14 protein-coding genes are annotated in these 17,774 nt (G+C 62.9%); 10 read left to right on the forward strand and 4 right to left on the reverse strand.

Annotated elements, in window-relative coordinates; translation table 11 throughout:
* Positions 1–47 precede the first annotated feature (47 nt).
* The gene (locus ACFVHY_RS01435; protein ID WP_390267402.1) at positions 48–1,208 is read right to left on the reverse strand and encodes a Rieske 2Fe-2S domain-containing protein; all 1,161 of its coding nucleotides are present in this window, start codon (positions 1,206–1,208) and stop codon (positions 48–50) included.
* 425 nt (positions 1,209–1,633) lie between these two features.
* Between ACFVHY_RS01435 and ACFVHY_RS01440 the strand changes: the two genes are divergently transcribed.
* The 3 genes from ACFVHY_RS01440 to ACFVHY_RS01450 all read left to right on the forward strand — a co-directional run bounded on the left by ACFVHY_RS01440 (position 1,634) and on the right by ACFVHY_RS01450 (position 4,823).
* On the forward strand, positions 1,634–2,812 hold the full coding sequence (locus ACFVHY_RS01440; RefSeq protein WP_390267405.1) for an acyl-CoA dehydrogenase family protein: 1,179 nt from the start codon (positions 1,634–1,636) through the stop codon (positions 2,810–2,812).
* Between the two features lie 122 nt (positions 2,813–2,934).
* Positions 2,935–4,470: an MFS transporter gene (locus tag ACFVHY_RS01445; protein WP_390267408.1), complete on the forward strand. Its 1,536-nt coding sequence runs from the start codon at positions 2,935–2,937 to the stop codon at positions 4,468–4,470.
* Between the two features lie 98 nt (positions 4,471–4,568).
* Complete coding sequence (locus ACFVHY_RS01450) at positions 4,569–4,823, forward strand: hypothetical protein (protein WP_390267411.1); 255 nt, start codon at positions 4,569–4,571, stop codon at positions 4,821–4,823.
* 598 nt (positions 4,824–5,421) lie between these two features.
* Here ACFVHY_RS01450 and ACFVHY_RS01455 read toward each other — a convergent pair.
* On the reverse strand, positions 5,422–7,137 hold the full coding sequence (locus tag ACFVHY_RS01455; protein ID WP_390267414.1) for a 3-ketosteroid-delta-1-dehydrogenase: 1,716 nt from the start codon (positions 7,135–7,137) through the stop codon (positions 5,422–5,424).
* A 295-nt stretch (positions 7,138–7,432) separates the two neighbouring features.
* On the opposite strand from ACFVHY_RS01455, the gene ACFVHY_RS01460 reads away from it, so the two are divergent.
* Positions 7,433–8,206, forward strand: coding sequence for an IclR family transcriptional regulator (locus ACFVHY_RS01460; RefSeq protein WP_390267417.1), 774 nt, complete (start codon positions 7,433–7,435; stop codon positions 8,204–8,206).
* Between the two features lie 103 nt (positions 8,207–8,309).
* Here the strand turns inward: ACFVHY_RS01460 and ACFVHY_RS01465 are convergent, their stop codons facing one another.
* Together ACFVHY_RS01465 and ACFVHY_RS01470 are read right to left on the reverse strand one after the other, a co-directional pair.
* The gene (locus ACFVHY_RS01465) at positions 8,310–9,164 is read right to left on the reverse strand and encodes an alpha/beta fold hydrolase (protein WP_390267420.1); all 855 of its coding nucleotides are present in this window, start codon (positions 9,162–9,164) and stop codon (positions 8,310–8,312) included.
* 73 nt (positions 9,165–9,237) lie between these two features.
* Positions 9,238–10,170, reverse strand: coding sequence for a flavin reductase family protein (locus tag ACFVHY_RS01470; protein WP_390267423.1), 933 nt, complete (start codon positions 10,168–10,170; stop codon positions 9,238–9,240).
* On the opposite strand from ACFVHY_RS01470, the gene ACFVHY_RS01475 reads away from it, so the two are divergent.
* From ACFVHY_RS01475 to ACFVHY_RS01500, 6 genes are all read left to right on the forward strand, one after another.
* Positions 10,103–11,566, forward strand: a complete 1,464-nt coding sequence (locus ACFVHY_RS01475) for an FAD-dependent oxidoreductase (protein ID WP_390267426.1) — start codon at positions 10,103–10,105, stop codon at positions 11,564–11,566. The two genes, ACFVHY_RS01470 and ACFVHY_RS01475, sit on opposite strands and share 68 nt — an antisense overlap.
* A gap of 255 nt (positions 11,567–11,821) precedes the next feature.
* Positions 11,822–13,378, forward strand: coding sequence for an FAD-dependent oxidoreductase (locus ACFVHY_RS01480; RefSeq protein ID WP_390267428.1), 1,557 nt, complete (start codon positions 11,822–11,824; stop codon positions 13,376–13,378).
* Positions 13,379–13,423: 45 nt separating this feature from the next.
* Entirely contained in the window at positions 13,424–14,356 is a 933-nt protein-coding gene (locus tag ACFVHY_RS01485; protein ID WP_390267431.1) for a TIGR03619 family F420-dependent LLM class oxidoreductase, read from the forward strand.
* Between the two features lie 75 nt (positions 14,357–14,431).
* On the forward strand, positions 14,432–15,895 hold the full coding sequence (locus tag ACFVHY_RS01490) for an MFS transporter (protein WP_390267434.1): 1,464 nt from the start codon (positions 14,432–14,434) through the stop codon (positions 15,893–15,895).
* A gap of 49 nt (positions 15,896–15,944) precedes the next feature.
* The gene (locus ACFVHY_RS01495; protein WP_390267437.1) at positions 15,945–16,451 is read left to right on the forward strand and encodes a thioesterase family protein; all 507 of its coding nucleotides are present in this window, start codon (positions 15,945–15,947) and stop codon (positions 16,449–16,451) included.
* 424 nt (positions 16,452–16,875) lie between these two features.
* Positions 16,876–17,631: a hypothetical protein gene (locus tag ACFVHY_RS01500; protein WP_390267440.1), complete on the forward strand. Its 756-nt coding sequence runs from the start codon at positions 16,876–16,878 to the stop codon at positions 17,629–17,631.
* The last annotated feature ends 143 nt before the right edge of the window (positions 17,632–17,774 follow it).

Raw genomic sequence — 17,774 nt, forward strand, 5'->3', positions numbered from 1 at the left:
TTCTTGGTGACGCAGAGCGTGGGTCAGGGAATCTCGAGAGACGACCCTCACTCGGTGATGATGTAGTGACCGTTCGCAATGTTCTCTGCGACCTCGGCCTCCCACGACTGCACCGCCCTGGTGGTGTCGATCTCGAACTCGAAGCGATTGGTCATATCTTCTTGAACGTCGTCCACATCGACGTAGAACTGTTGGTACCACCGGCGAAGCTGATAGACCGGACCGTCCTCTTCGGAGAGGAGGGGGTTGTCGATCTTCGCCTTGTTCTGCCAGATGACAACATCTTGCATAAACCCTGCAGTCACGCCATCCGCCTGCACTCTGGCGAAGGCATCTGTCTCTTCCGGGCTCATTCCCGGCGGCTTTCGGATGCTCACTCCCCACTGCAGAACAAACGAGTTTTCACTCACCGGATAGTGGCAGTTGATCAAGAATGTGGAGGGCTTGTCCATCTCTTCGGTGTGGAATGCCTTACTGATCATGTACGAGGGTCCGAAGTAGGACGCGTCGTTGTACAGGACGTTGTTTTCGTTGTAGTTGGTGCCGACAGAAACGTCGTCGCGAGCGCGTGCATGCATGACCTGTCGGGCGACGTGGTCCTCGAATATGGTGATAAAGTACAGCGGAAACGTGTAGTGAATGTAGAAGAAATGTGCCATATCGACGACATTATCGACGATCTCGCGGCAATTCGATCCGTCGATCACAACCCTGTGCCAAACCCAGTCGGTGTACTCCCCGCTGCTGTATTCAGCGATCTCGGGAATCGCCTCCGACTCGATTGGTGGGTTTCCTTGCGGATCGTTCCAGACGAATAAGTGACCGTGGAGCTGTGTGGTGTGCCAGCGTCTGGTCTTGGCCAGTGGGGGAACGCGCCGCGCATACGGAATGTTCTTGCAGCGCCCGTTTGCTCCCCATTCCCAGCCGTGAAACGGGCACGCGATGGCATCACCTTTCACGGTACCGTCAGCAAGGTTTCCACCGAGATGCCGACAGTATGCGTCCAAGATCCGGATGGTGCCCTTCGAGTCTGCGAAGGCAACGAGGCTGGTTCCGAACGCGTTGATCTGATGCGGCTTGCCATCGTCGAACTCCTTGACCGGACCGAGGCAGTGCCACCCGCGCGCAAACCGCGTCGGATTAGGTGCGGCTTCGATGTAGCGAATGTCGCCGGAGTCCTCTGCGGCGGTCGCGTGATTCTGAACCATGGGGACCTTCCTGGTGTAAATCGGGGCTGGTAGCTCGTCTCATAGAACGGATTTCGGCTGGCTGCGCCTAGGTGCCTTCCCGATAACCGGGAGATTCCGCTCGCAGACGAGATGGCCCCAGTAGCTACATGTTCCGGCGTCGCTGACCACGAGACGATGGGGTGCCGTCGACCGATGGGGCTTGCCTGTGAGCGGCTGGCTCCCGCTATCCGGGATCGTGTCTACCTGCGCGTCCGTGCGAGTGGCAGTCTCGGCGTCGGAGACAGGATGGCGACCGCTGTGGACAGCCCGAGCACATGAGTCGATCGTGTGCGTCGGTGTTCTTGCGCGTATCCGAACGCTGAAGTCAGCCGGCTGTTGCGGGTTTCTGTGTTCGCGTCCATCTCGAGTTGCGCAATATCCGTATGGAGTCAGGAGAGCACAATATGAGCTTCACACTCGAACGCATCGAAGAACTCTCATCGGAGGTCCGGGATGGGGCAGCCGACGGCGAGAAGGAGATGCGGCTCGCGGACTCGAATGCGAAGGCCCTTCGTGACTGCGGTGTGATCAGGATGCTGCAGCCGCGCGACTTCGGTGGGCAGGAGGCAAGTCCGCGTGAATTCGCGGAAGCGACAATGGCATTGGGTGCGCTCGACGGTGCGACCGGTTGGGTCAGCGGTATCGTCGGTGTACACCCCTGGGAGCTCGCGGTGATGGACCGCAGACTGCAGGCTGAAATCTGGGCCGAGGATCCGGATACCTGGGTCGCCTCCCCGTACGCGCCGATGGGGACTGCCCGGCCGGTCGCTGACGGTTACATCGTCAGCGGGCAGTGGACCTTCTCCACGGGAAATGACCACTCCGACTGGGTGGTCACCGGTGCGACCTTGATCGACGCGGAAGGCGTGCCGACGTCGCCGCCCAGGACGCTTCACGTCGTCATCCCGAAGAGTGACTACGTCGTGGACCATGCGAGCTGGAACGTGGTGGGACTTCGTGGAACGGGTTCTAAGACCTTCAAGGTCGATGGAGCATTCGTCCCCGACTATCGAACCATCGACAGCGAATTCGTGACTTCGGGCGACGCTTGGCGTGAGAGCGGGCGAGAGGGGAGTCTGTACAAGTTTCCGTTCTGGACGATCTTCCCGCTGGGTATCACCTCGTCACTGATCGGAATGGCAGAAGGTGCGCTGGCGACGTACTTCCAGGCGCAACGTGAGCGGGTCACCGCAGCCGGCACCAAGATCAAAGAGGACCCCTATGTCCTGTTCGCGCTCGGGGAAGCCGCTGCGGACATCGCGGCGTCGCGGGCCGCGATCCTGGAGACCGTCGATCGGTTCTGGGACACCATCGAGCGTGGGGAGACCGTCACTTTCGAAGAGCGCGCGGCGGGTCGACGGACACAAGTTGCCGCTGCGTGGCGCGCGGTTCGCGCGACAGATGCCGTCTTCGCAAATGCCGGCGGAGGATCCTTGCAGTTGTCGTCGCCTCTTCAGCGGTTCTGGCGTGACGCACACGCAGGTCTCGCTCATGCGATCCACGTCCCGGGACGCACGTATCACGCCAGCTCACTCACGAGAATGGGCGTCGAGCCCGAGGGACTCCTACGGGGTCTGATCTGAGTGACATGTGGTGGTGACGTGGAGGTGAGTCGTACCCGCGCCCTCGATGACGTCGACATCGCGGACATCGGCCGCCGCGCAAGGCCCCTGCCCGACATCATCCGGATCGATTTCAGAAGAACGTGACTGCATCGCAGATCGCAGGTGGAGAGGTTCTGTCCAGGCCCGAGCTGACAGTCGCACGACAGCGCATTGCAATACTGGTCGTGTCGATGGGCGGTTTGGTTGCTGCCTTCATGCAGACGCTGGTTTTCCCGATAGTCGGTTACCTGCCGGTGTACCTCGACACCTCAGTCGAGAACGCTTCATGGGTCGTCACCGCCACGTTGATCTCCGCGACGATCGCGATGCCAGTGTCGGGTCGCCTCGCCGACATGTTCGGAAAACGGCGGGTCATTCTCGGTTGCGTAGCCTTCATGGTGGTCGGATCCGTCATTTGTGCTCTCACCAGCGAACTCGTTCCGGTGATCGTCGGACGCGGACTCCAAGGTGTGGCGATGGGTGTCATCCCCTGCGGCATCAGTCTGATGCGCGATCTGATCGACTCCTCTCGTGTGCCCGGCGCCGTAGCGGTCGTGTCGGCGACGATGGGTATCGGAGGCGCGATCGGCCTTCCGGTTTCGGCGTGGGTCGCCGAGGTGGCGGACTGGCACATGTTGTTCTGGTCGGCAGGTGCGCTCAGCGCGGCGCTGTATCTGGCTTTGCGGTTCTTCGTTCGCGAGTCACCGATGCGAGCGAGTGGACCCTTCGATCGACTCGGAGGGCTGACTCTCTGTGCCGCCTTGATCTGCTTGCTCGTGCCCGTCTCAAAGGGAGGGCAGTGGGGCTGGTTCGCGCCGATGACGTTGGGCCTTGCACTCGTGGGAGTGGCATTCTTCGCAACGTGGGTATTCGTTGAACTCCGACACCCTGCTCCGCTGGTCGATCTACGAACCTCGGTGAAACCCATCATCCTGCTGACGAACTGCGCATCGTGTCTACTGGGTTTCGCGATGATGGCAAGCGCGGTGAGTTTGCCGCAACTGCTTCAGCTTCCGCGTGTCCCGGGAGTCGTCGACGGAATGAACCTCGGGCTGGTCACGGCTGGACTCGTCCTTGCTCCGACCGGCCTGATAATGGTCGTGGTGGCTCCGGTTTCGGGAAGGTTGATCTCCCGATGGGGTCCCCGTGTATCGCTCGTGGCCGGTGGATCACTGATGACCGTCGGTTACGCATCGCTGATTCTTCCGCCGGAGAACATTTGGCATGTCGTTGCATCGCAATGCGTCGCTGGTGCGGGTACTGCATTGTGCTATGCGGCAATGCCGTCGCTGGTGATGTCGGCTGCTCCGCCTGAACAGTCGGCCTCCGCGAATAGTGTCAATGCACTGTGTCGGTCTGCCGGAACCGCGGTCGGGTCTGCGGCGGTGGCATCGATCCTGGCGTTCACAACGAGCAGTTTGAGTGACTCATCGGCAGGGAGCGTGCCGCCGACAAGTGCTTTCCAGCTGGTCCTCGGTGTCTCGGCGGCAGCTTCGTTGGCTGCGACGACCGCTGCCCTGGGTATTCCGTACCGACATGGGACCGCCGTCGAGGTGAACCGCCCTGCATCTGGTGGCGACCGGCTTCGACCTTCCGATGCCGACCGGGATGGGCGTAACCAGACCTCGCGTAAGTGACGATCAAGGATGACGATCAAGGGTGATCCATGCGGTCGAGGATGCGAGCGCGTTGAGCGTCTCGACGCGCTCGCATGAACCGTCCTACCGAGATTCTGATGGCGCCCAAACAGCACTCATCCCACGGACCGACCTCGATGGCGGATCATTTGCGTTGGGCGGCAACACCGTCGATTGAGCTTCCGAGAAGACGGTGTCCAACGCTGTCGCTCGATTCCTTCCTCGCCGCCGGCGCGCGCCTCATCGACACCGCCGTTGGCGACTCCAGCTGGGTGCCGGGAAACAGCGGTGGCGAGTCCGAGACGACCTTCGGCGCCTGGATCGCGGCTCGCGTCAACCGGGCGACGCCTTGATCGCGACGAAGGTCGGGTGGTGCCAGGGCGTCTCGGGCCGTCTCACGACAACGTCGACGCTGCGGTGAAGGACTCGCTGAGGCGCCTGCAGACCGACTGCGTCGACGTTTATCACGACCACCGTGACGAGACTCGGTCGAGATCATCGATCAGGTCATGACCTTCCGCGACCCGGTTGCGGACGAAACTTGCCAAACGCATTGCGCTACAGCATGTCGCACCCGAATGCTGAGGGGAATGATTCGAGTCCGCCCAGCGCGAGGGGGCGCCACACCGGTGGCGATCCGATCGCTGTACGCCTGCTGGATGAAATGCCGCCGCCGGCGATCGATGAGCCGGCCGCCCGGCCGTGGGTGCGTGTGAGAGTAGAGCATGAACGTCGTAAAGCGACTGTCCGGCTCATGGACCGCGGCGACTCGTCAGGCTGGGTTCCTTCTGAGGCTGAAGTGGGCTTTCCCCGGTGGTCATCGAGCAAACCCGACGAACCACGCCTCATGTGTTCGACCGAGGCGCGATTCGTCGGGGTACATCGGCGCACGAGAACGTTGGCCGTGCGTTTGATGCTGGGACATGAGGATTCGAGCTGTCCCAAATGTATCTAACTGGTTGATGCTGCCTCGTTGGCGGCGATGTACCCATAGACGATGCCCTGACCGATGGTTGCACCAGCTCCGGGATAGACGTGGCCGAAGGCGTTGGCCGCACAGTTCCCTGCGGCGTAGAGTCCTGGAATCGGTGAACCACTCTCCGAGATGACTCGCGCCCGTTCGTCGGCAATCAACCCGCCGCAGGTTCCCAGGTCACTCAACACAATTCGCACGGCGTACAACGTTTCCGTGTCGAGCGCGCGCAGATTCGGATTCGGCTTGATGGTCGGATCACCGTAGTAGCGATCATATGGGCTGTCCCCTCGCCCGAAATCGCTGTCGACCCCTATTGCTGCGCCTGCGTTGAACCTGTTGAGGGTATCGTCGAAGGCGGCTACGGGAACCCCGATCGAGTCAGCCAGTTCTGCGACTGAATGTGCCTTGACGGCCATCTCGGATTCGATCCACTCAGTTGGTAGTGGCTGCCTCGGGAAGAGGAATCCTGCGAGCATGTAGCTGTTTCTGTATTGCTGATCAAAAACCAGCCAGGCATCGGTGATCTCATCGTCTGTCTGTTCACGATCAAGGATCAGTTGTCCGTAGCTCATGTAGTCGATGGCTTCGTTCACGAATCTCTTGCCGCGCTGATCGATGATGATCGATCCAGGCAGTGCTCTTTCTGCGAGCATGACCAGGGGTCGGCCCCCCGGAGGTGCTGCGAAGGCCGGAAACCACCATGCTTCGTCCATCGATCCGACCGCGGCGCCGACTTCCTGTCCGATTCTGATCGCATCGCCGGTGTTGGATTCCGCGCCGAAGCTGGCGTGATCCAGCAGTTGCTCGGACTGATACTTGCGGCGCGTCTCCATGTCATGCTCGAAGCCGCCGGCCGTGAGCACAACTCCGCGGCGAGTCGAGATCTCGTACTCCTCGCCATGCTGAGAGACAACTGCGCCGACCACGCGAGAGGTCCCGGTCTCGTCATCGGTCTCGGAAAGGAGGCGGACCAAGGGGGTTTCGGTCCATATCGGGATGCCGGCCGCGAGCACTCCGGCGAACAATCCGCCCGCAATCGCCTGTCCACCCGCCGCGTACTCTCGACCGATGGCCTTTCCTCCGAGGCCCTGAGTCATGCGACGGATGATTCGAGGAAGCGCTTTCAAGGGCTTCTTGGCCATCAGATTCATCCATTTGAAGTCTGCAGAAGTGATCGGCATCGGCACGGATGCCTCCATGATTCCGCCTCGGAGCCTTGCTCTCTCGGTTCCCAGCACGGAGAGATCGAACGGCCGGCTCTCGCATGTTCGACCGGCTTCGGTGCCGCCATCGACGTTGGCGTGGTAGTCCGAATACCCCTTGGTCCAGGCGAACTTGAGAGGTGTGCGGCGCATCAACATGTCAACAGCTCTGGGCCCGTTGTCCAGGTACGCCGCCGCTCGCTCGGGCGGTGCTGTGTCGCGCACAACATTCCGGAGATATGTTCTCGCTCTGCGTAGATCGTCTGAACGCGACTCCGCAGGGAAGATCGAGCTACCCGGGATCCAAAACGCGCCACCGGAAAGCGCGGTCGAACCACCTACGAATTCGGACTTCTCGACTATCAACGTTGACAAGCCGAGCTCGTCCGCGGCCAAAGCCGCGGCCATCCCGGTGCCACATCCGACTACCAGCAAGTCGACGGTGATGTTCCGGGCTCTGGTGGTCGGCGGAACTGGACTCTTCGACATCGACACTCACTTCCTGATCTGTGCGCAGGCCACTCGCTAATGAGGCGTCCCATCACAGCCGATATCACTCGCAGCCCACACGGGAGACAAGGGTTCCTCCCGGTCATCGGTCGGTGCACCGAAAACACCCGGGGGGCTTTGCTCGCCGTGGAGTGGGGTGAGTCATCGAAGGTTCCGCTTGTGCTCTGTGTCACATCCGCGTACGGTGGCCTTCACCAGCCTATTTTGAACAGAAACAGCCTGCTCATCGGTGGTGGCCGTTGTAAAGGAGAATCTCTTGACCCTCACTACGATCATGTCGTCCCCAGACTCCGACAGTGGGCCCGGTGTGCTGAACCGGGCGTCGCTCATCCTTGATGCGCTGGCAGGCGGTACGCGGTTGAGCCTCGCCGACCTCGTCCGCCGGACCGGGTTACCGCGGTCTTCGGTCCATCGCATGCTCGAGCGACTCGTCGCCTTGCGGATCCTCGAGCGTGAGGGAAACACGTATCGTTTGGGGTTGCGGCTCGTCGAACTCGGTTCCCTTGCCCTGCAGCAGGACTCGATACGCATGTCCGCCGCCCCGTATGCGTACGACCTGCATCGGACGACGGGGATGATCGCGCACGTCGGGGTGCTGGACGGGACAGACGTCGTGTACCTGGAGAAAGTCGGCGGCCAGTTCGGGCCGAAGTTGCCGACTCGTCCCGGCGTACGGTTACCCGCCGAGATGTCAGCGCTGGGCCGTATCTTGCTCGCGTACGACACCAGTACCGACGCGGATTGGTCGAGCCGTTCGGCCTCTGAACTGTCGCATATTCGGGAGAGCGGAATCGCCTACGAAAGAGGGGATTCCGTACACGGATTCAGTTGCGTCGCTGTGCCGATCGGCCCGCCTGGCGCCCCTGTCGCGGGTATCTCGCTGTGCGGACCATCGGCCAGGATGAGCCGAATGAATCAGTTCGTGAGTCCGCTACGCATGGCGGCGGCAGGAGCGTGGCATCGTCTCGACCGAGGTGTCAGGTCATCTGCACAGCTCTCGCACGCTCGACTCGAGGTGAGGTCGACGCCGTCGCGCCCATTCGACTGAACGCACATGGCTCCGGTGCACCGTCGCGCGGGTGCACCGGGCACCGAGTCGCTGCTCGGCTGTGCTGCGGGTCATCTGATGAGCGCCCGGCCGTTGAACGTCGCTATCGCTGGAGAAATGCCAGACTGGTGTCCTCGAAGGCCGCTTTCTGCTCGATCATCGCCCAGTGGCCGCATCTGCTGAACACGTGAAGTTCGACGTCGGGGATCGTGCGCAGCGGAACGAGGGCCATGTCCAGCGGGGTCACCCGATCGTCGCGACCCCACGCGAGCAGCGTGGGAGCCTGCACCTTGTGCAGCATCGACCACGGTGGAGGTGTGGCAGAGTTCTCCATGGACTGCATCATGGCCGCGAAAGCAGCCGAGCTGTACATTCGCCGCGCGCTGTCCAACGTCCGGGGTTCAGTGGCTTGCGACCACCGCTCTTCCACGAGTTCGTCGGTGACCATGTCGGGGTCGAACACCATCGAGTGCAACCATCTGACCAGGCGCTCACGTGTCGGGCTGTCGGTGAATTCCTGTAGGAGCTTGATCCCCTCAGTGGGCGTCGGACCGAACAGAGCTTTTCCCACCCCTCCGATCGACACGATGCGCGAAACCCGTTCAGGGTGCTCAGCCGCATAGTTGAGCGCGATACCGCCACCCATCGAGTTGCCGATGATGGAGACTGTCGAGAGACCTGTCGAGTCCACGAAGGTCTCGACGGCGTCGAGCGCTGTGACCATGGGATGGCCTCCGAAGTCGTCGCTCACACCAAAGCCGGGGAAATCCACGACATAGCAGGTGAAGTGCTCGGCGAATCGAGGGAGATTACCCCCGAAATTCCGCAATCCCGTGACTCCTGGTCCAGATCCGTGCAGGAGTAGTAGTGGAGGCCCGTCTCCTGTGACCTGGTAGCGCAGTACACCCTTCTCGGTTGAGATTTCGTGATGCGCGAGGGTCGTCGCTGTGTGGGTCATGAGTACCTCTCGTTACGGAGCAGGGGAAGATTGATTGCACCTGTAGGGGAGCGGTCGGTCGGTGCGGTCCCACTCAGCCGACGAGCCCCCCGAGTGCACCGCGGAAGAAGAGAAGTGGTGATGTCCCGTCGTCTGCCGTGACTCCGGTGACGCGAGCGACCACGATCGTATGGTCACCCGCGTCGTGTTCGGCGGTGATGGTTGCATCGAGGTGCGCCATCGCCCCCCGAATTGCCGGTGATCCGTTGCTCGTCGGCGTCCATTCGACGCCCACGAATTTGTCTGTTCCGGTCCGGGAAAACCCCATGCAGGCGTCGTGCTGGTCTGCGGCGAGGATGTTGACGCAGAACCGTCCGACGGATCGGACCCTCGGCCACGTCGTCGACGATTTGGATGGACACAGCGACAGCAGCGGTGGATCCAGCGATACCGACACCACCGACTGGCAGGTGAATCCGATCGGTGTAGTGCCATCGGCCGCCGCAATCACTGCGACACCGGTGGCGAAGTTGCTCCACACCTTCCTCAACGCCGCCGGACTCAGGTCATCTTCGAGTACCAAGACATTCTCGCTGTGCATCGAACCTCCGAAAGTCGTTCTTCCGCTCAAGGATCGACTGCTCGTGGAATTCGCACAACAGCGTCTCCCGTTCAGCGGGGACTTCGTCTCGGCGGCTCGACTGATAGTGACGCGAGTGCACGTCGTGACAAGCGTCAACCCGATGCGCCCTTGCTCGGGGTGTGCCGACGACGGGGAGAGTCGCGAGCGGTTCCCACTGAGTGGGCAACGGTGCGTGGGGCTTCCACTGAGCGGATCGAGTGGGTTCAGCCTCGACTCGGCGTGTGTCACGATCCCTGGGTGCCGGAGGTGGCCGACAATTCTGCCGACAAACCGTCGGCTACGAACCCACCATCTCGTCCAGAAAGGCAGCGTTGACATGAACAATTCCTCTCCTCTATCGGTTGCGGCGGACGATGTCGAGTGGTCGGAGGAAGCTGACGTCATCGTTGTTGGACTCGGGATCGCCGGGGCGACAGCTGCTATCGAGGCGGCACGCGCGGGTGCAGAGGTTGTTGCACTCGAGCGGCTCGGCGCCGGCGGTGGCGCTGCGTCGATGTCGGGCGGCTTCATCTACCTGGGCGGTGGTACGGCGCTACAGCATGCGCTGGGATTCGACGACTCCGTTGAGAGCATGAAAGCCTTCATGAAGGCTGCGCTCGGCCCGGGCGTCGATGAGGCAAAGATCGATGCCTACTGCGACGGAAGTGTCGAACACTACGACTGGCTGGTCGAGGCCGGTGTTGTGTTCGCCGAAGCATTCTGGGGAGAACCGGGCTGGGAGCCACCGCATGGCGAGGGCCTGATGTATTCCGGCGGCGAGAACGCTGCTCCCTTCCTCGCGACGATCGCGCCGGCGCCGCGTGGACACCTTCCGCGTCGACACGAGACGGGAGACGCCGACCAAGCCGGCGGATACATGTTGATGAAGCCGTTGCTCGAACTGGTCGAGGAGCTCGGCGTTCGAACGCACGACAACACCCGCGTTCAGGCCCTGGTCGTCGATGGCGACGGCCGTGTGGTGGGTGTCGTCTCGCGTAGTTTCGGAGAGGACAGAGCAATCCGCGCGCGGCGCGGTGTTGTCCTCGCGGCCGGAAGTTTCGCCTACGACGACGCGATGCTGCGTGATCACGCCCCGCATATCGAAGGTCGTCCGGCCGCATCGATCGAGAGTCACGACGGATCGGCGATCCTGATGGCCCAGGCGTTGGGCGCCGCGACGGCACATATGGACGCCACCGAGGTGGCCATCTTCTGTGACCCGCAGATCATGGCCCGGGGAATCCTCGTCAACGGTCAGGGGCAGCGCTTCATCAACGAGGACACCTACCCTGGACGCATCGGACAGGCGACGTTGCTGAAGCAAGGAGGGGAAGCCTTCGTGGTCCTCGATGAGGACGCCTATGAGGAGGCGCTCACCACCGATTCGACGACTGCCTTCCTGCGTACCCCGCCGAAATGGGTGTGCGAGAGCGTGGGAGAGCTGGAGACCGAGATCGGGCTACCGGTCGGAGCGTTGTCGTCGACGATCGAGTTGTACAACACCCACGCGGAACTCGGGTCTGACCCCCTGTTCGGCAAGAAGGCCCAATGGCTCAGGCCGATCGGAACACCAATCGCGGCCTATGATCTCCGCGGATCAACCGGCGGATTCACGCTCGGCGGACTCAAGACAACGGTCGATTCAGAGGTGCTCCACGTCTCCGGTGCGCCGATCGCAGGGTTGTACGCAGCAGGAAGATGTACCTCGGGGGTGTGCGCTGGAGGCTACGCGAGCGGCGCCAGCATCGGGGACGGCAGCTTCTTCGGACGACGCGCCGGAGTCAGCGCCGCAGCCGGTTGACGCAGCGAGTCCGGGTGCGACGTCGTGCGACGTCGTGCCCACTCAACGGGAACTCCCGCCTCCCGCTCGGGCAGCGAGTGACATCATCTGTCCACAGGCACGTGACAAGAGCCCGGTCGTCGCGTGAAGCAGGTCCCGCCTGGTCCGCGCCGCCGTTGCGGACTTGTCGACATCCAACCCGACCCCCGATCGTCTCGAGGCCATGCCCGACGCGGCGATCGTCGGTCCTGGTCTGTTCTGAGGAGCTTGATCTCGATGACAACCACATCCAGCGCGTCGCTGTCCGATACCGACCGCACGGTCGACGTAGTCGTTGTCGGTTCCGGTGCTGCGGCGCTCACCGGGGCGTACACCGCAGCGGCGAAGGGACTCGACGTCTTGGTCCTCGAGAAGACCGACTTGATCGGAGGGACGAGCGCCTACTCGGGTGGTGGATTATGGTTGCCGGGCAACGCAGTTCAGGCTCGAGGTGGTGTGGAGGACTCGCCGGCGGACGGTCTGCGTTATCTCCGGGCCACCGTCGGGGACCGCACCCCCGTCGAGCTCCACGAGGCCTTCATCGAGACGGGACCTGAACTCGTCGCGTTCCTGGAGAAGGATCCGGCTCTCGAGTTCGAGACAATGGCGTTCCCCGACTACTTCGAAGAGCCGGGACGCAACAAACCGGTGGGACGCTCGATCTGCCCGTCGCCGATCCCTGGAGCGGTTCTCGGCGATCGTCTCGAGCTGATCCGCCCGACGATGGGTGTCGACAAGTTCGGTCTCGAGGAGTCCCGCGAGACACTGAGCAATGGTCAGGCCCTCATCGCCCGACTGGTGCTCGCGATCGACGCGACCGGCAACGCCGAGATCCGCACGGGATGTGCGTTGGAGTCGCTGATCGTCGTCGACGGGCGTGTGGCCGGCGTTCGTGCCGACGGAAGAGGCATCGGTGCGCGAATCGGCGTGCTCGTCGCCGCAGGCGGATACGAGGGAAACGCCGAGCTGCGCCTCAAGCATCATGGGCTGCCGACGGCGCAATGGACCTCGGCGCCAACCGGCGCCAATACCGGGGATGCGCTCTCCGCGGTCGTGGACGCCGGCGCGGCCACCGACCTTCTCGACGAGGCATGGTGGTGCCCGGCGACCCTGTTCCCGAACGGATCGGCCGCCTTCACTCTCGGCCTGAGCGGAGGGATTTTCGTCGGACCCGATGGCAAGCGCTTCGGCAACGAGTCGCTTCCCTACGATCGCATGGGACACATCCTGCTGCAGAAGATGCGTGAGGCGGGACCGGACGCGGAGTTCTGGTGGGTCTTCGACTCCCGTACCGACAGTGTTCCGGGAATCTGTACACCCGCACCCGATCGGGTTGCTTTCGAGAATGCGGGATTGTGGCGCAGCGGTGACACTGTCGAAGAACTGGCGACTGCGATCGGTGTCTCGCCCGAAGCGCTGGGCGCGACAGTTGCCCGCTTCAACGACTTCGCCACTGCCGGAGAGGACACCGACTTTCACCGCGGCGAGGACGACTACGATCTGTTCTTCGCCGGGGGCGAAGGACCAAACCCGGTGTTGGTACCCATCGACCGAGGACAGCTCCACGCAGTCCGAATCGTTCTGAGTGATCTGGGGTCGAAGGGTGGGGCGCGTATCGACACATCGGGCCGAGTCCTGGGTGAGGACGGTGGGCCGATCGAAGGACTCTACGCCGCAGGCAATTCCGCGGCCTCCATCGCAGGTGAGGTCTATCCAGGGCCGGGTGTGCCACTGGGATCAGGGATGGCCTTCGCCTACCGCGCCGCGATCGACATGGATTCGCGTCGCGCGTGACTTCGGCTCGCACGCAGACCATCTGGAGATACAGGGAGACTCAGATTGAAGTATGACGTGGCGCTGCCGGGGACCAATCATCTCCCCGGCAAGTTCGAGTGGGCCTGGGACCTTTCGTCCGAGGAGACGAAACGGATCCTGGTTGCCATCGACGAATTGGGTTACGACACCGTCACGGTGTCGGAACATCTGGCCATGCCGTATTTCGAGGTCGACCGACTGGGGGACTACTGGCAGGATGCACTGAGCGTCATGGCCTTTGTCGCGGGCGCCACTTCCAACGTCCGCATCGACACGACCGTTCTGGTTCTGCCGTACCACCATCCGCTGCGTCTGGCAAAGGCGATCTCGACAATGGACGTGCTGTCCGGGGGCAGAATCAACTTGTCGATCGGTGTGGGCCATGCCGAGGCGGAGTTCGCGGCCCTGGACGTGCCGTTCACCACACGCGGCGCGATGACGGACGAGGCGCTGGCTGTCCTCCTGGAGCTGTGGACCGAGAAGGAACCCGATTGTCGCGGTGAGTTCTTCACCGTGTCCGGACTGGCGTTCGAGCCGAAGCCCGTGCAGCGGCCCGGCCCGCCGATCTACGTCGGCGGCAACTCGAAGCCGGCTCTCCGGCGCGCCGCCCGTCACGATGGCTGGCAACCGAATCCCTATGCGGCGGAGATCGACGAGCTCCCGGCGTTGTTGGACTATCTACGATCACAGCCCGAGTACGAAGGCAAGGACGACACCTTCGACGTGAACTGGATGTTCGCGCCCTCCGACGTGCCGGTGCCGGACTCCTTCGGTAGTGCCTCGGCTGTCGAACTCAAGGACTATCGTGACCAGCTGATCGAGCGCTACCACGGCACGTTCGCTGAAGTCGGCATCACCAGAGCAGGGGTCGGTGTCCCGAGCGGTATCGCCTCTGTCGAAGAGTTCATCGACTTCCTGGGATGGTTCGCCGTCGAGGTCATCGGCGAACGCGGTTGAGCGCCGCTGTGTCCACGGTGCTCGGCCCGCGAGCGCAGTGCTCCCACTTCCCTCAGCACTCGGAAAGACAATGAAATGAGCACCATCTCAACGGCTGCGGCATCGACACGACCTGACGGCGGATCCGATTGGAGCCCGCGGCTCGTCTTGTCGTTGTTCTCCTTCGTGATCGTCTTGGAAGTCATCACGTTGAGTGCGGCGATGACAGCGATGGCGATCCCAGCGGTCACGGCGGAATTCACGACGACGCAGGGTGCCTGGCTGCTCGCCTCGTTCCTACTGGTGGGTGCGGTGTGCAGTCCGGTGCTGGGCAAGCTGGCCGACACCAAGGGCAAGCGACGAATTCTCCTCCTGTGCATCACTCTCGGTACGATCGGATCTGTGGTGTGCGCCGTCGCACCGACCTTCCCGATCCTGATCGCGGGCCGGGCCATCGCCGGGTTCTTCGGTGCGGCATTGTTTCTGAGCTACTCGCTCATCCGGGACGTGTACCCACGACGAACCGTGCCGCTCGCCGTGAGCATCGCGACGAGCGGGATGGGTGTCATCACCGTGCCACTACCCTTTCTGACCGGCTGGTTCCTGGACAACCACGGCTTTCGGAGCATCTACTGGTTCATGGCGGCCGTACTCGTCGTCGGAGGCATCCTCATCGCGGTCTCGACACCGGAGAGTCCGGTGCGGCTGCGCTCGCGGATCGACCCCGTCGGAGCGCTTCTCCTCGGCGGCGGTATCGGCGGACTCCTCGTCGGGGTCAGTTTCGGTACCTCGTGGGGTTGGACCGGCACGGGCACACTCTTCGCCTTCGGGATCGGTGCCGTTCTTCTGATCTCCTGGTACATCACGACGCGGGTCGTGGCGGAGCCGTTGATCGACCTCGCAGTCGTCGGTCGGCGCCGAGTACTCACGATCGCGGTCGCCGCGGGATTCTGTTACGGCACGGCGGCTGTCGCCACCTTCATTCTGCCGATCATGATCATGGCACCGCCGATGCCGGGTCTCGGCTACGGCTTCGGTGCGACGGCATCGGAATTCGCCTGGTATCAGTCCCCGTTGGGGCTGGTCGGAGTCGCCGGCGGCGTGCTCGCCGGTTACCTCATCGGTCGCTCGCTCACGCGTCCCCGTACGACGATGATCATCGGTCTGAGTCTGCTCGGCGGCGGATCGACGGTGATCGCGATGGCGCACGCCAGCACGCTGCCTGTGCTGGTGGGGATCGGTCTCACCGGCCTGGGTATCGGGGTGGGGTATGCCTCGATCCCCAACCTGCAGATCGAGGCGGTGTCGCCGGAACTCCAAGCGACGACCGCCAGCATGGTCTCGGTGACACAGAACCTCTGTGCGGCAGTGTTTCCGGTTCTGGCGGTCGCAGTGATGAGCGCGCACATGATGGAACTCGACGGTGGCGTACGGATCTACTCGGGTACCGGAATGACCGGCGGATGGATCTTCGCTGCGTGCGTCGGGTTCATCGGTGCGGTGGTCGCTCTGTTGCTGCCGCGTCGCCCCGCGGACGCCGGGTTCCGCCCGGCCGGTTGATCCTGGCGCATTCGATTCGTCGGTCCACTCTACTGCCAGGAGGCCCCAGATGGCTCGCAGATCTTTCCCAAACGCTGACGACGTCGTCCAGGTGAAGGTGTGGCATTCCGGTGTGGTGCCACCAGAGCATGTCGACGCAAACGACCACTTGAACATCGTGGGCTATCTGCAGATCGCTGCCGACGGTTTCGCCCGCAGTGGCGCAGACGTCGGTATCGATGCCGACTACTTACGGGAGCGGCGATTGTCCACATTCGTTGCCGAACACCACATCACCTATCTGGCGGAGTTGCAGGCAGGCGAACGGTTCTCCGTCCACATCCGATTCCTGAGCCGATCGGACAAGGTGTATCACGCGATGGCGTTCGTGCTTGCGGCCGACCGTAACGTCCTGGCTGCGACGTGTGAGGCCACAGTTGTCCACGTGAGCCTTAAATCGAGGCGGCCACAGGAGTTTCCAGCAGACGTGGCAGCGGCGATCGATCTCGAGGTCGACCGTTCGGAGAACTTGCCGTGGCCGGCGCCGGTCTGTGGTGCAATGGGAATTCGTCGCTGACGTGCCCACCGGCCTGGTGTCGGTGAGCCGGTCGAGGTCCTGCGGACGGCTTGTTCGGAGTTCCGCGAAAACGGTTCTGCTCCAAGTGTTGTGAACATAGTATTGCGGAGTCCCCGACGGAACTGCTACCTATGCTGTCCCCCTGCGGTTCCTTCGATGCAGCGGCTGCGGCCGGACCTGCCAACCGCCCGTGTCTGCGCCTGAGGCACGCGCTGTTGACCAACGTTTCTGGTGCTGATCGTCTTTCGCAGTGAATCGCGGGGCTGTCCACTGACACGGTCGGGGCAGGATTCGGTGCGCGACTTTTCCACCGTGTTCTCGGCGAGCACACCGTGCACCGTGAAGGACCATCGCCTCCCCGCAAGCCGGCTGCATGCCCGACCCGCTGTCGGATCTGTCACTCGCACAACAGGAGAACCATCTCATGAATCTCAAGTCAGCCGTCGCCACGGCAACTCTCTCGCTCACGATTCTCGGGGCGACGGGCACGCTGGCACACGCCGCCCCGGTCGTCGATGCGCCGCCCAGGGACAACTCGGTGGTGTCGACCGACATTGTCCCCGGTGTGCACTACACCTCCGATATTGTCGACAGAACTGTCGTGATCAGCACCAGCAACGGGTCTTTCCGCAAGACCGAGAACTCAGTCCAGATCGTCGACGCGCGGGGCGGTGTCGTTGCGAAGCTCCCGCTGAGGTACCAGATCGGCAACCGGGCTTACCCTATCGAGGCATCGATCGCTCATCGATCGCTCACCCTGACCCCGGTTCTCGCCTCGTCTGCTGCATCGCAGGCGCGAAGTGTATCCCCGACCTCTGCGGTGACCCGCGACCTGGCTCCCGAGAAACTGGTCGCCACCGTGGCCCAGACTCGTCAGCAACGCGACGCAGCGGCGCTGGGGATGCTCGTCCAACAGGTCACCATCGCGTCCATCGTCGGAAGCATGATCGGCACGATAGCGGGCGCGGGAATCGGTTGTCTCGCAGGCCTGGCCGTGGGCGCGGCGGCCACCGCGCCCGTCGCATGGCTACTCGGTGCAGGGCCGGTCGCCGGGTGCATCGGCGGGGGTGTCCTCTTGGCGCCCGTCGGTGCGCTTGCGGGAACCATCGCGATCGGTGGTCCGATCCTCGCGGTGTCACTGTTCCAGTACTTCCAGGCGGTCAGCGCCCCGCTGAACTAGTAGACGGCTCCACCTCCACTGAATCCCCGATCTGCCGGTGCGCACTGCAGTAGGTGCCGACGGCGAGGCTCGGGGATCAGTTGTCGGCGCTCCTCCGCTGCACTCAGTCGGCTGCTTGTCTCTGGAGCCTGGCTCGGAGGTTT

It is taken from the genome of Gordonia sp. NPDC127522 (assembly GCF_042672305.1).
GTDB classification, from domain to species: domain Bacteria; phylum Actinomycetota; class Actinomycetes; order Mycobacteriales; family Mycobacteriaceae; genus Gordonia; species Gordonia hongkongensis.

Bases quoted from the DNA above. Each gene is read 5' to 3' on its own strand.
- ACFVHY_RS01490 (WP_390267434.1), top strand. From the start codon at position 14,432: ATGAGCACCATCTCAACGGCTGCGGCATCGACACGACCTGACGGCGGA.
- ACFVHY_RS01495 (WP_390267437.1), top strand. From the start codon at position 15,945: ATGGCTCGCAGATCTTTCCCAAACGCTGACGACGTCGTCCAGGTGAAG.
- ACFVHY_RS01500 (WP_390267440.1), top strand. From the start codon at position 16,876: ATGAATCTCAAGTCAGCCGTCGCCACGGCAACTCTCTCGCTCACGATT.
- ACFVHY_RS01440 (WP_390267405.1), top strand. From the start codon at position 1,634: ATGAGCTTCACACTCGAACGCATCGAAGAACTCTCATCGGAGGTCCGG.
- ACFVHY_RS01480 (WP_390267428.1), top strand. From the start codon at position 11,822: ATGACAACCACATCCAGCGCGTCGCTGTCCGATACCGACCGCACGGTC.
- ACFVHY_RS01450 (WP_390267411.1), top strand. From the start codon at position 4,569: ATGGCGCCCAAACAGCACTCATCCCACGGACCGACCTCGATGGCGGAT.
- ACFVHY_RS01460 (WP_390267417.1), top strand. From the start codon at position 7,433: ATGTCGTCCCCAGACTCCGACAGTGGGCCCGGTGTGCTGAACCGGGCG.
- ACFVHY_RS01475 (WP_390267426.1), top strand. From the start codon at position 10,103: ATGAACAATTCCTCTCCTCTATCGGTTGCGGCGGACGATGTCGAGTGG.
- ACFVHY_RS01470 (WP_390267423.1), bottom strand. From the start codon at position 10,170: ATGACGTCAGCTTCCTCCGACCACTCGACATCGTCCGCCGCAACCGAT.
- ACFVHY_RS01465 (WP_390267420.1), bottom strand. From the start codon at position 9,164: ATGACCCACACAGCGACGACCCTCGCGCATCACGAAATCTCAACCGAG.
- ACFVHY_RS01455 (WP_390267414.1), bottom strand. From the start codon at position 7,137: ATGTCGAAGAGTCCAGTTCCGCCGACCACCAGAGCCCGGAACATCACC.
- ACFVHY_RS01435 (WP_390267402.1), bottom strand. From the start codon at position 1,208: ATGGTTCAGAATCACGCGACCGCCGCAGAGGACTCCGGCGACATTCGC.